This is a genomic window from Micromonospora peucetia (genome assembly GCF_900091625.1).
GTDB classification, from domain to species: domain Bacteria; phylum Actinomycetota; class Actinomycetes; order Mycobacteriales; family Micromonosporaceae; genus Micromonospora; species Micromonospora peucetia.
In genome coordinates, this window is the sequence record NZ_FMIC01000002.1 from 7,101,263 (window position 1) to 7,113,971 (window position 12,709).

General features: G+C 72.6%; 8 protein-coding genes. 6 read left to right on the top strand and 2 right to left on the bottom strand.

The window, feature by feature from the left end:
• Positions 1–9: 9 nt before the first annotated feature.
• The 4 genes from GA0070608_RS31065 to glgB all read left to right on the top strand — a co-directional run bounded on the left by GA0070608_RS31065 (position 10) and on the right by glgB (position 6,392).
• Entirely contained in the window at positions 10–525 is a 516-nt protein-coding gene (locus GA0070608_RS31065; protein WP_141719606.1) for a DUF3592 domain-containing protein, read from the top strand.
• 759 nt (positions 526–1,284) lie between these two features.
• Positions 1,285–2,127, top strand: a complete 843-nt coding sequence (locus GA0070608_RS31070) for an SDR family oxidoreductase (protein ID WP_091633631.1) — start codon at positions 1,285–1,287, stop codon at positions 2,125–2,127.
• Positions 2,128–2,208: 81 nt separating this feature from the next.
• Complete coding sequence (locus GA0070608_RS31075; RefSeq protein WP_091633635.1) at positions 2,209–4,302, top strand: alpha-1,4-glucan--maltose-1-phosphate maltosyltransferase; 2,094 nt, start codon at positions 2,209–2,211, stop codon at positions 4,300–4,302.
• Positions 4,290–6,392 carry a 1,4-alpha-glucan branching protein GlgB gene (gene glgB, locus GA0070608_RS31080; protein WP_091633639.1) on the top strand — a complete coding sequence of 701 codons (2,103 nt, stop codon included), beginning with the start codon at positions 4,290–4,292 and terminating at the stop codon, positions 6,390–6,392. Before GA0070608_RS31075 ends, glgB begins: the two co-directional genes overlap by 13 nt.
• 431 nt (positions 6,393–6,823) lie before the next feature.
• Here glgB and GA0070608_RS31085 read toward each other — a convergent pair whose 3' ends face one another.
• Positions 6,824–8,848 carry a family 10 glycosylhydrolase gene (locus GA0070608_RS31085; protein WP_459382606.1) on the bottom strand — a complete coding sequence of 675 codons (2,025 nt, stop codon included), beginning with the start codon at positions 8,846–8,848 and terminating at the stop codon, positions 6,824–6,826.
• A gap of 178 nt (positions 8,849–9,026) precedes the next feature.
• Complete coding sequence (locus GA0070608_RS31090) at positions 9,027–10,067, bottom strand: App1 family protein phosphatidate phosphatase (protein WP_091633643.1); 1,041 nt, start codon at positions 10,065–10,067, stop codon at positions 9,027–9,029.
• Positions 10,068–10,201: 134 nt separating this feature from the next.
• Here GA0070608_RS31090 and GA0070608_RS31095 point away from each other — a divergent pair, with 134 nt between their 5' ends.
• Positions 10,202–11,821, top strand: coding sequence for a hypothetical protein (locus tag GA0070608_RS31095; protein ID WP_091636641.1), 1,620 nt, complete (start codon positions 10,202–10,204; stop codon positions 11,819–11,821).
• A gap of 67 nt (positions 11,822–11,888) precedes the next feature.
• The gene (gene yaaA / locus GA0070608_RS31100; protein ID WP_091633646.1) at positions 11,889–12,686 is read left to right on the top strand and encodes a peroxide stress protein YaaA; all 798 of its coding nucleotides are present in this window, start codon (positions 11,889–11,891) and stop codon (positions 12,684–12,686) included.
• The last annotated feature ends 23 nt before the right edge of the window (positions 12,687–12,709 follow it).

The window sequence follows — 12,709 nt, forward strand, 5'->3', positions numbered from 1 at the left end:
AATGGCGGCATGGGTTGGCGGAGAAAACGTGCACCAATCCCCCCGCGCAGCCGTTGGCTGCCCGGGTACTGGCTGCGCCACCCCCTGTTCAGCCTCGTGGCTCTGCTGCTCGGAACCCCGGTGCTCCTGCTGCTCGAGATCGACTCGGCATACCGCAGCCACCGGTTGAACACGTACGGCGTGCACGCCGAAGCGACGGTGCTGGAAGTGCATAGCCTTGAGCGGAACTCGTACGTGGTGGCCTCGTTCACCACCGCCGACGGCCACCACGTCGTCACGCAGATCACCGACTACTACTGGTCTCCCTGGCCCCGGGTGGGCGATGCGGCCACCGTGCTCTACGACCCCGCCTCGCCCGACGCGATCGTCCGCGACATACGCATCGGCGACGAGTCCCTCACAGCGTGGGTCTTCTTCGGCCTGGTAGTGACGCTGGTGTCGGGCGGTGGCGTGTCCCTGTGGCGCACCTGGTCAATGTGGCGGGAGAACGCCGAAGACTGGCGGTCCGGGCGCCACTTCGCCTGACGGCGACGCTGGTGTCAGGTGACTTGGAGGGTGGCGGCCAGCCGGGCCAGGCCGGCCGGGGCGGCGGTGGAGCGGGCCACGACGGCGACCAGGTCCCGTACCATCGGCCGGTCGGGCACCTCGCCGCGCGCGGTGCGCTCCCATCCAGCAGCGCCCGGCCCGCCCGCAGCATGTCGCCCGGCCGAAGCCCCCGCCACCGGCCGCGACGTCCCGGGCGGCCTCCGCGGCCCGGTCGAGCAATTCCCGAGTGCCGGGTTCATCGCCCCGGCCGGCGGCGAGGGCAGCTGGATCGAGGTGCACCAGGGCAAGGGCTCGTTCGTGGCGCCGGAAACCACCCACCTGAACGCCACCACTCCCACGTACTGGCCTTCTGCTTCCACATGCCAGGAAGCCCCTAGATCTTGGCAGGAAAAGGCCCCTATAAGGGCATATTCTTACCAAGATCTAGGACGAGTCAGGAGGACAGCAGTTCGCCGACGTCCTCGGCAGGGGGACCCGCGCTTCGTTCATCGGTCACGGCAGGCGGGTGAGTCGTTGACGACATCAGCTCGACAGGGCCTCGGCAGGCAACACGGTCCACCGCCGGTCACCGGGACACAGTTCCCGGGCTCCGCTGCCAGATCCTGGTACGACGTGGGGGGCGCGCACCGCGCTGGCAACCCCGGAGACCTCGCAGCCGGGGCGGCCACGCCGTGCCAGCATCCGGCGAGACGGAGCAGCCAGGTCCGACCGGCTGCCAGCTGGCCGAAAGGAACCGACATGGGAACGTACGCGGTGACGGGTGCCGCCTCGGGCATGGGCAGGGCCGCGGCCGAACGGTTGCGCGGCGACGGGCACACCGTCATCGGCGTGGACCTACGGGACGTCGAGGTCATCGCCGACCTGTCCACGCCGGCGGGGCGCTCGGCGGCGGCGGCCGAGGTGCTGGAGCGCGCGGGCCGGCTCGACGGCGCCGTCTGCGCCGCAGGGCTCGGCGGCATCCCGGGACGCGACGGCATGGTGCAACAGGTCAACTACTTCGGCGTCGTGGACCTGCTCGAAGCCTGGCGGCCGGCACTGGCCGCCGCAGGCAACAGCAAGGTCGTCGTGTTCGGGTCGAACTCCACCACCCTCACCCCGATGGTGCCCGAAAGCGCAGTCCGGGCCCTACTCGACCGCAACCCCGCCAAGGCGCTACGCGTGGTCGGTCGCTTCCGCGGACGCTCGGCACCCTTCGCGTACGCCAGCTCGAAGATGGCGGTGACGCGGTGGGCGCGGCGCAGCGCGGTCTCGCCGCAGTGGGCCGGTGCCGGCATCCGGGTCAACGTCCTCGCCCCCGGCATCATCGCCACACCGCTGCTCGAGGAGCAGATCGCCCGCGGCGAGAAGGACGCCGTCGAGCAGCTGGCCGTACCGATCGGCGGACGCGGCAAACCGAAGGACGTCGGCGACTGGGTGGCGTTCATGCTGTCGCCGGCCGCCGACTTCCTCTGCGGCTCGGTCATCTTCCTCGACGGCGGATCCGACGCCTACTTCCGCACCGACGACTGGCCCGCCTCCACCGGCCCGGCCGGGGTGATCCGCTACCTGCGGCGCGCGAAGGAATGGCGGGCCCGGCACTGACCCGGCTCCCGTCCGGCCGGCAGCGGAGCCGAAGGAGCGCGCAACCGAGCGCGAGACGATCTCGGGCAGTAGGTTGGCGGGGTGACTGGACGGTTCCCGATCGAAGACGTCTCCCCCGTCGTCTCCTGCGGTCGCTACCCGGCCAAGGCGGTGATCGACGAGCCGGTGCCGGTGTCGGCCCGGGCCTACCGGGAGGGGCACGACGCGCTCGGCTGCAACGTCGTCTGGCTCGGCCCCGACGGGCGGGCCCGGCCGTTCACCCGGATGCGCCCCGGCGAGCCCGGGCAGGACCGCTGGCACGCGATGATCCGCCCCGACGCCGTCGGCGAGTGGAGCTTCGCCGTCGAGGCGTTCCAGGACCCGTACCTGACGTGGCAGAACGCGGTGACCAAGAAGATCGCCGCAGGGCAGGGGCCGGCGGAACTGGCCAACGACCTGGCCGAGGGCGCCCGGGTGCTGACCGCCGCCGTGGAGCTGGTGCCGGCCGGTGACGCGGGGCGGGTCCGCGCGGCGGTGGCGGCGATGGGCGACACCGACCGGGAGCTGGCCCGGCGGGTCGCCCCGGCGCTGGAGTTGGCCGACCTGCTCTGGGCGCACCCGGTGCGGGAGCTGGTCACCACCGGCGACGAGCACCGGCTGTGGGTGGACCGCCCCCGGGCGCTCTTCTCCTCCTGGTACGAGTTCTTCCCCCGCTCGGAGGGGGCCGTCCCGGCCACCGCCGACGCGGCGGCCCGTTCCGGCACCTTCGCCACCGCCGCCGAGCGGCTGCCGGGCGTCGCGGCGATGGGCTTCGACGTGCTCTACCTGCCGCCGATCCACCCGATCGGCCGGGTCAACCGCAAGGGCCCCAACAACTCGCTGACCGCCGGCCCGGACGACGTCGGCTCGCCGTGGGCGATCGGCGCCGCCGAGGGCGGCCACGACACGATCCACCCCGACCTGGGTACGCCGGAGGACTTCCGGAACTTCGTCGCCGCCGCCGCCGAACAGGGCCTGGAGGTGGCGATGGACCTGGCGTTGCAGTGCGCGCCGGACCACCCGTGGGTGGCGGAGCACCCGGAGTGGTTCACCGCCCGGGCCGACGGCAGCATCGCGTACGCGGAGAACCCGCCGAAGAAGTACCAGGACATCTACCCGGTGAACTTCGACAACGACCCGGAGGGCATCCGGGCCGAGGTGCTGCGGGTGGTGCTGCACTGGGTCGGCGAGGGCATCCGGATCTTCCGGGTGGACAACCCGCACACCAAGCCGTTCGACTTCTGGCACTGGCTGATCGCCGAGGTGAAGCAGGTCGACCCGGACGTGCTCTTCCTCGCCGAGGCGTTCACCCGACCGGCGATCATGCACGGGCTCGGCAAGGTCGGCTTCACCCAGTCGTACACCTATTTCACCTGGCGCACGACGGCGGCGGAGATGCGGGCGTACTGCGAGGAGCTGGTCGGGGCGGCCGACTACATGCGGCCGAACTTCTGGCCGAACACGCCGGACATCCTGCATGAGTCGTTGCAGCACGGCGGCCCGCCGATGTTCAAGATCCGGGCGGTGCTGGCCGCGCTGCTCTCCCCCTCCTGGGGCATGTACGCCGGCTACGAACTCTTCGAGCACGTCGCCCGCCCCGGCGCGGAGGAATACCTCGACAACGAGAAGTTCGAGTTGCGCCCCCGGGACTGGGCCGACGCGCAGGCGCAGGGCCGCTCCCTCGCTCCGTTCGTCGCCATCCTCAACCGGGTACGCCGGGAGAACCCGGCCCTGCACCAGTTACGCAACCTGGTCTTCCACGAGATCGACAACTCGGCGCTGCTCTGCTGGTCCAAGCACGACCCGGACACCGGCAACACGGTTCTCGTGGTCTGCTCGTTCGACCCGCAGGGCGTGCAGTGGGGCAACACCACGCTGGACATGCCCGCCCTCGGTCTCGACTGGCACGACCGGTTCACGGTGCGCGACGAGCTGACCGGCGCCAGCTACGACTGGGGGCAGCGCAACGCCGTACGCCTCGACCCGTACCTGCAACCGGCGCACGTGCTGACCGTGCGGCGGCCCACTCCCGGCGCCGGCCCGGTGTCGGCGACGGTGGCTGCGGACCTGACCGTCGAGAACGTTCCCGACGACCTCTCGGGCGGCACCGCCCCCACCGTTCCCGCCCAGGAGGACGACGCCCGATGGACCAGCTGATCGCCGGCGCCACGCACGACCCGCACGCCGTCCTCGGCGCCCACCCGGCCGACGGGCGGACGGTCGTCCGGACGCTGCGCCGGGGCGCCGCCGACGTCGCACTCGTCGTCGACGGCGAGCGGCACCCGATGCGGCGGGTGCACGACGTCGGCGTGTTCGAGGCGACGGTGCCGGGCGAGGTGCTCGACTACCGCGTCGAGGCCGACAGTCACCTCCACGACGACCCGTACCGCTATCCGCCCACCCTGGGCGAGCTGGACCTGCACCTGATCGGCGAGGGTCGGCACGAGCGGCTCTGGGAGGCGCTCGGCGCCCGGGTCTTCGACGAGGGCGTGGCGTTCACGGTGTGGGCGCCCAACGCGCGCGGCGTGCGGGTCGTCGGCGACTTCACCGGCTGGGCACCGGACGACGGCTGGCCGATGCGTTCACTCGGCGGCAGCGGGGTGTGGGAACTGTTCGTCCCCGACGTCGGGGCCGGGGCCCGCTACAAGTACCGGGTCCTGGGCGCTGACGGGCACTGGCGGGACAAGGCCGACCCCCTGGCGGCGTACGCGGAGGTGCCGCCGGCCACCGCGTCGGTGGTGCACCACTCGACGTACGAGTGGGGTGACGCCGACTGGCTGGCGCGGCGGGTCCGGCGGCAGCCGCACCAGGAGCCGATGAGCGTCTACGAGGTGCATCTCGGCTCGTGGCGTCCCGGGCTGAGCTACCGGGAGTTGGCCGAGCAGTTGACCGCGTACGTCACCGAGCTGGGCTTCACACACGTGGAGTTCATGCCGGTGATGGAGCACCCGTTCGGCGGTTCCTGGGGCTACCAGGTCACCGGCTACTACGCCCCGACGTCCCGCTTCGGTGACCCGGACGAGTTCCGGCACCTGGTGGACGCCCTGCACGCCGCCGGGATCGGCGTCATCCTGGACTGGGTGCCGGCGCACTTTCCCAAGGACGAGTGGGCCCTCGGGCGTTTCGACGGCACCCCGCTCTACGAGCACCCCGACCCGCGTCGCGGCGAGCACCCCGACTGGGGCACGTACGTCTTCGACTTCGGCCGCCCCGAGGTGCGCAACTTCCTGGTCGCCAACGCGCTCTACTGGTTCGATCAGTTCCACGTGGACGGGCTGCGGGTCGACGCCGTCGCCTCGATGCTCTACCTGGACTACTCCCGCCCCGAAGGGCAGTGGGTCCCGAACCGGCACGGCGGCCGGGAGAACCTGGAGGCGCTCGCCTTCATGCAGGAGGTCAACGCCACCGTCTACAAGCACCACGCCGGGGTGACGATGATCGCCGAGGAGTCGACCGCCTGGCCGGGCGTCACCCGCCCCACCGCCGACGGCGGGCTGGGCTTCGGGTTCAAGTGGAACATGGGCTGGATGCACGACACCCTGCTCTACACCTCGAAGGACCCGGTCCACCGGCAGCACCACCACCATCAGCTCACCTTCTCCCTGGCGTACGCCTGGAGCGAGAACTACGTGCTGCCGATCAGCCACGACGAGGTGGTGCACGGCAAGGGCTCACTGGCCGCCAAGATGCCCGGCGACACCTGGCAGCGGCTGGCCAACGTGCGCGCCCTGCTGGCATACATGTGGGCGCACCCGGGCAAGCAACTGCTCTTCATGGGCTGCGAGCTGGCCGACGACCGGGAGTGGAGCGAGGAACGGGGGCTCGACTGGTACCTGCTGCACGACCCGGCCCGGGCCGGCGTGCAGCGCCTCGTCGGCGACCTGAACCGCGTCTACCGGGGCACCCCGGCGCTGTGGGCGCAGGACACCGAGCCGGCCGGCTTCCGCTGGATCGCCGGTGACGACGTCGCCAACAACACCGTCTCGTTCGTCCGGATCGCCCCCGACGGCGCGACCCTGGTCTGTGTGGCGAACTTCTCCGCCCTGCCGCTGGAGGACTACCGGGTGGGGCTGCCGGCCGGCGGCACCTGGGCGGAGGTGCTCAACACCGACGCCCACCACTACGGCGGGTCCGGGGTGGGCAACCTGGGCGAGGTGCACGCCGAGGACGTTCCCTGGCACGGGCTGCCCGCCTCGGCGGCGCTGCGGGTGCCACCGCTCGGCGTGCTCTGGCTGCGCCGGGACTGAGCCGGGCGTTCGTTGGTGCAGACGCGGAGATCCAGCACGAGCAGACTGTCGGGTACGAGCGGCGCGGGCCGTTCCGGGGCCGGTGACCGAGACGCGTTCTGACTGGTTGTCGTCGGACGCCAGTCCGATCCGGACCGCGCCTTTCACCTGGAACGCACTCATACCAGCACCACGAGCAGGAGCGCCATCTCCGACAACAAGCCGGGGCCACGACTCATCGCACGGGAGATCTTGGTAGGAATCGGCCCCTGGAGGGGACTTTTCCCACCAAGATCTCCCGTCATCCTGAAATGCGGAACGAGATTCCCGAAGTTTGGACGAAATCGGGCGGGATCGGCAGGGTCGGGGGCGGCGAGCAGGTACCCACAGGGGAACCCACTCGCCGGACAGACCGGCACGGCTTCGGCCGTACGACAGGCTTCTCTATCAGCTCAGAGCCGGGTGATCCGGACGGCGTCGGCGACGACGTACCCCGTCGTGCTGGTCCAGCGGCTGACCCCGACGACCTGGCGCGTCCCCGCGGTGAGGTCGTAGGTGCCGAGCACCCGCCACTGGCCGCCGCCGGCGCGCTGGTCGACCCTGGCCGTCACGGTCCCGCCCGCCGTCGCCACCAGGTACGGCGTGGCGCTGTTGTAGCCGGGGTCGGCCGGGTACCAGACCTCGACCCGGTACGAGCCGGCGGCGGGCAGCGTCGCGCTGAACCAGGCCGGGTCGCTGACCGCCTGCGGTTCGGCGAACCGGTAGTTGGCGCCGTACCGCGCCGGGAGGTACGACGACGTGCCCCAGGTGGCGGCGGCGGTGAAGCCACCGGCGGTGGCGTTGTCCACGATCACGCTGAACGTGCCGCCGGTGCCGGTGACCACCCGCGCGTTGCTGGCCGGGCTCTCGTGGTGCAGCCGGTCCAGCCCGGTCACCAGGTAGCGGTAGGTGGAACCGGCTGCGGCGGTGGCGTCGGTGAACGTCCCGGTGCTGCCCGAGGCGCGGACCGTGCCGAGCAGGTTGCGGCCGTCGGCCAGATCGCAGGGGTCGACCGCGCCGTCACCGGGCAGCCGGTACACCGCGTACGCGGCCGTGCTGCCGGTCGCGCCGCGCTGCCAGTTCAGCGTGACGCCGCCGCTGCCGCGTACCGCCGAGGTGAGGTTCGGCGCGGCGGGCGCCGCGCCGCCCACCCCTGCCGGCGCCAGCGCGGGCCGGCGGTAGTGGTCGGTCGCCGCCCGGGAGACGGCGCCGATGCGGTCGGCGCGGACGTCCTTGGCGCTGAAGTGGATGTCGCCGACGATCCGGGGGTACGCGCGGTTGAGCGTGAGGTGGTCGGTCAACTCGGCCGGGTCCTGCCAGGCGGCGTCCTGCCCGGACGCCCCGGCGCGGTAGGTGGCCTGCCCGACGAGCAGCTGTACGTTGGTGCCGGTCACGGTCTCGGACCACCAGCGGACCAGCTCCGCGTAGTCGGCCGAGGGGTGGCCGATGTGCCAGTAGATCTGCGGGGCGATGTAGTCGATCCAGCCCTGCTTCACCCAGCGGCGGGTGTCGGCGTAGATCGCGTCGTACGACTGGAGGCCGGTGGTGCGCGAGCCGAGCGGGTCGGTGCCGGCGTTGCGCCAGATGCCGAACGGGCTCACGCCGAGCTTCACCCACGGCTTGACCGCCCGGATCTTGGCACTCATCTCCTGCACCAGCAGGTTGACGTTGTTACGCCGCCAGTCGCCGATGTTGCTGAAGCCGGCGCCGTACTGGGCGAAGGTGGCCTGGTCGGGGAAGCCCCCGCCGCTACCCGGGTACGGGTAGAAGTAGTCGTCCCAGTGCACCGCGTCGATGTCGTAGCGGTTGACGGCGTCCATCATGGCGGTCTGCACGAAGGCGCGGACGGCGGGGATGCCGGGGTTGTAGTAGAGCTGGCCGTTGTAGGCGACGGCCCAGCCCGGGTTCTTGCGGGCCGGGTGGCTGGCCGCCAGCTTGCTCAGGTCGGTGTGGTTGGCCACCCGGTACGGGTTGAACCAGGCGTGGAACTCCAGGTTGCGGGCGTGCGCCTCGGCCACCATGAAGGCCAGCGGGTCGTAGCCGGGATTGCCGCCCTGGGTGCCGGTGAGCCACTGCGACCACGGCTCGTAGGTCGACGGCCAGAACGCGTCAGCGGTCGGGCGGATCTGCACGACGACGGCGTTCATCCGCCGCTGCTTGGCCAGGTCGAGCCAGCCCCGGTATTCGGCCTGCTGGGCGGCCGGGGTGAGCCCGGTGCGGCTGGGCCAGTCGATGTTGGCCACGCTGGCGATCCACATGCCCCGGAACTGCCGTTTCGGGGTGGCCGGATCGGTCACGCAGGCCGCCTGGGCGGCCACCGGCACGGTGTCCGGCGCGGCGGGCGGGGAGGTGGGGGCGGCCGTGGGAACGGCTGCGCCGAGCGCCAGCGCCGCTACCAGCGCCAGCCCGGGAAGGAATCGACCATAATCTCTGCGCACGAAAATATATTCAACGGCGTCGAGACGTTACGCAAGTAACCTTCACGACTTTCCCGGAGCGGGGTCATGTCGTGACGACACCCGGTAGCCGCTGCGGTCGCGCAGGGCCCACATGCGAGCCAGGAGGATGGCGCCAGCCACGGCAGCCACGACGAACGCTGCCTCGATGGCCACGATGTCAGACCAGGCCGGCGTCGCGCAGCAGCTTCCACAGCCCCGCGCCGTCGGGCGCGGAGAGCCACTTCTGCCCCACCGGTCCCGCCGACGACTCGCCGGCCGCGGCGGGCAGGCCACCGGCCAGCACCGCCTGCGTGGGCGACAACCGACGGATCGCCACCCCGGCCACGTTCTCCGGATGGGCCGCCGCGAACTCGCGGTAGATCTCCGGGTCGTGCTGCCCGTCGTCGCCGACCAGCAGCCACTTCACCTCGGGGAACTCCCTGGACAGCCGGGCCAGGGTGACCCGCTTGTGCTCCCGCCCGCTGCGGAACCAGCGGTCGGCGGTCGGCCCCCAGTCGGTCAGCAGCAACGGCCCGGCCGGGTAGAGGTGCCGGGACAGGAACCGGGTCAGCGTCGGCGCAACGTTCCAGGCGCCGGTGGAGAGATAGAAGACCGGGGCGCCCGGGTGCGCGGTGACCAGCCGCTCGTAGAGCACCGCCATGCCGGGCACGGCGTTGCGGGCGTGCTCGTCGAGGACGAACGTGTTCCAGGCGGCCAGCAGCGGGCGGGGCAGCGCGGTGACCATGACCGTGTCGTCGATGTCGGAAAGGATGCCGAAGCGCACCTCCGGGTCGAGAATGCGCACCGGCGCCTCGACGGGCTCGGCGTCCGGCAGGCTGATCCGCACCGAACCCCAGCCGGGCGGCAGGTCCGCCTCGACGACGACGTCGACGAACCCGCTGCGGTCGGCCCGCGCCTCGTGCCGCACCCCGCCGGCCTCGATGCTCACGGTGACGTGCTTGGCCGGCAGCGTGGTGAAGCTGCGCCACCCGCGCACCTTCTCCAGCCGGCCCCGCTGCCGGATGTCCGGCCGCCCCAGCAGCACCCGGCACATCACCCGCACCCAACCGGACCCGCCGTAGCCGGCGTACGCGATGATGTTCGTCCGCCAGCCGGTACGCCGCAGCCGGCGCTCCACCAGCGAGTGCACGGCATCCTCGATCCGCGCGGCCCGGTGCAGGTTAGGTACGGCCAACTGGCCGGCGGGAGTGGGTGGCACGCCAGCAACCCTGCCACAGCCCGGCCACCTCGGCCACGCGAGGCGATCTTCCCCGACCGTGCTGCGCCGATCCGCCCCACCCGGCCCCGGCGGCGTGAAACACTCCGGTCGGGACGACGACGGGGGCGTTGGTCGTGTCGCAACCAGTACGCAAGCGTGGACGGTGGCGCCCACGGCTCGACCGGCCGGCGCTCGTCGCGCTGCTGTTCGGGCTCGCCGGGGTCGGCTACCGGCTGATCCTGACCCTGCACACCGTGCCCGTCTCCAACAGCGACGAGGCGACGTTCGGGCTGGCCGCGCTGCACATCGCACAGGGCCGCGAGCTGCCGGTCTTTCTCTACGGGCAGCGCTACATGGGGGTGCTGGAGTCGTACCTGGCCGCGCCGCTGATCGCGGCGGCCGGGCCGAACTGGCCGCTGCTGCGCCTGCCGCTGCTGCTGCTCTACGCACTCTTCCTCTGGTTAATCCACCGACTGACCCGGCGGATCTGCTCGCCCTGGTTCGCCACCGGCGTCGTCGGCCTGCTGGCCCTCGGCGGAGAACGGGTGGTCCGGGACCAGCTCACCGTGGTCGGGGGCCGCCCGGAGGTCAAGGTCGCGGTGCTGCTGATGCTGCTGATCGCGGTGGGACTCGCCCGGGGCACGGTCCGGCACCGCCGGCTGGCCGTCGGGCTCTTCGGCCTGCTCGCCGGGGTGGCTGCCTGGTCGGACTGGCTGATCCTGCCCTACCTGGCGGTGGCCGCGCTGGCGCTGGTGTGGGTGGCCCGCCGGGAGCTGCTCGGCTGGGCCGGGGTACTGCTGCTGGCCGGGTTCGCCGTCGGGATCGCGCCGATGATCCGGGACAACCTCCTCGCCCCGCCCGGCGAGGACTCGCTGTCGGTGTTCCGCGAGATCAGCACCCGGGCCGGGCCGACCCCGTCGTGGTCGCGGCGGCTGGACGGCGGGCTATTGGAGGGGGTGCCGCTGGCCACCGGCCTCTGCCCGGTGGACGGCTGCGCCCGCTGGCAGGGGTGGTTCGGGCTGCTCTACCCGGTGCTGCTGGCCCTCGCCGCCGCGCTCGCCGTCCGCGCGTACCGCCGGGCCGCGGGTGCCCCGCGCGGCGAGCGGGTCGGCCCGGTGGTGCACCTCGCGCTGGTCGTCGGCGCGGCGCTGACCATGCTGTCGTACGTGCGCAGCCCGCTCGCCGCCACCAGCCCGCTGGACAACGCCCGCTACCTGTCGGTGCTCCAGCTCTCCCTGCCGGCGGTGCTCTGGCCGCTCTGGGTGGCGGCGGTCGCCTGCTGGCGGGGCACGGTGGGGGTGCTCGGCCGGCTGGCCGGCGCGCTGGCCACCGCCGTGCTCGCCGCGCTGGCCGCGACCCTGCTGGTGGTCACCGTGCTGTTCGCCACCACCGGCGCCGAGGCGTCCCGGGTCGAGGAACAGCAGGCCCGCGAGCTGGCCGACACGCTCCGCGCGGGCGGCCCACGCGAGGTGTACGGGGACTACTGGACCTGCAACCGGCTGATCTTCAACACGGCCGAGGAGGTGGTGTGCGGGGTGCTCGACGGCGACCTCACTCCCGGGCAGAACCGTTACCGGGCGTACTGGCGGCAGGTGGGGCGGGCCGACCGGCCCGGGTACGTGCTGGAGGCCGGCTCGGCGGCGGAACGACGGCTGCGCCGGCTGCTGGGCGACCGGGCCGACGCCGCGCTGGTCACCGAGGTCGGCGGCTATCGCGTGTACCACCCGCAGACGCCGGTGCGGCCGTGGCGGTAGGAACGGCCCGTACGCTGGCCGGACCGGCGCGCGCAGGCCGCGCCGAGCCCAGCCGAGGAGTCCACCGATGCTCATCCTGCTGCCGCCCTCCGAGGGGAAGGCCGACGCCGGCACGGGCCGGCGGCTGGACCTCGCCCGGCTCTCCCTGCCGGAGCTGACCGGCGCCCGGGAGGAGGTGCTGACGGCGCTGGTGGCGCTCAGCGCCGACGGCGACGAGGAGGCGGCCCGGGCGGCACTGGGGCTCAGCGAGGGCCAGCGCGGCGAACTGCGGCGCAACGCCCGGCTGTGGGCGGCGGCCACCGCGCCCGCCGGCCACGTCTACACCGGGGTGCTCTACGAGGCGCTCGACCTCGCCACGCTGCCGGCGACCGCGCAGCGGGCCGCCCGCCGGTCGGTGCTGATCAGCTCAGGGCTGTGGGGCGCGGTACGCCTCACCGACCGGATCCCGCCCTACCGGTGCCCGATCGGGGCGAGGCTGCCGGAAGTCGGCGCCCTGTCGGCGTACTGGCGGCGGGCGCTCGCACCGGTGATGGCCACCGCCGTCGGCGACGGGCCGGTGCTCGACCTGCGCTCCGGCGCGTACGCGGCCACCTGGGCGCCCCGGGGCGAGTTGGCCGAGCGCACGGTGACCGTCCGGGTGCTGCACGAGCGGGAGGTCGACGGCGTGCCCGTCCGGTCGGTGGTGAGCCACTTCAACAAGGCGACCAAGGGCCGGCTGGTCCGCGACCTGCTGACCGCGGGCGCCCGACCGCGCACCGTCGGCGGGCTGCTGACCGCGCTGCGCGACCTGAAGTATCCGGTGCTGGAGCAGCCCGCCCCGGCCGGCCGGCCACGTCCGGTCGACGTGATCGTCACGGAGCTGTAAGACAGCCGCAAGATTTCCTCAAG

Coding starts and splice junctions, on each gene's coding strand:
- GA0070608_RS31065 (WP_141719606.1), top strand. CDS start 10: ATGGGTTGGCGGAGAAAACGTGCACCAATCCCCCCGCGCAGCCGTTGG.
- GA0070608_RS31070 (WP_091633631.1), top strand. CDS start 1,285: ATGGGAACGTACGCGGTGACGGGTGCCGCCTCGGGCATGGGCAGGGCC.
- glgB (WP_091633639.1), top strand. CDS start 4,290: ATGGACCAGCTGATCGCCGGCGCCACGCACGACCCGCACGCCGTCCTC.
- yaaA (WP_091633646.1), top strand. CDS start 11,889: ATGCTCATCCTGCTGCCGCCCTCCGAGGGGAAGGCCGACGCCGGCACG.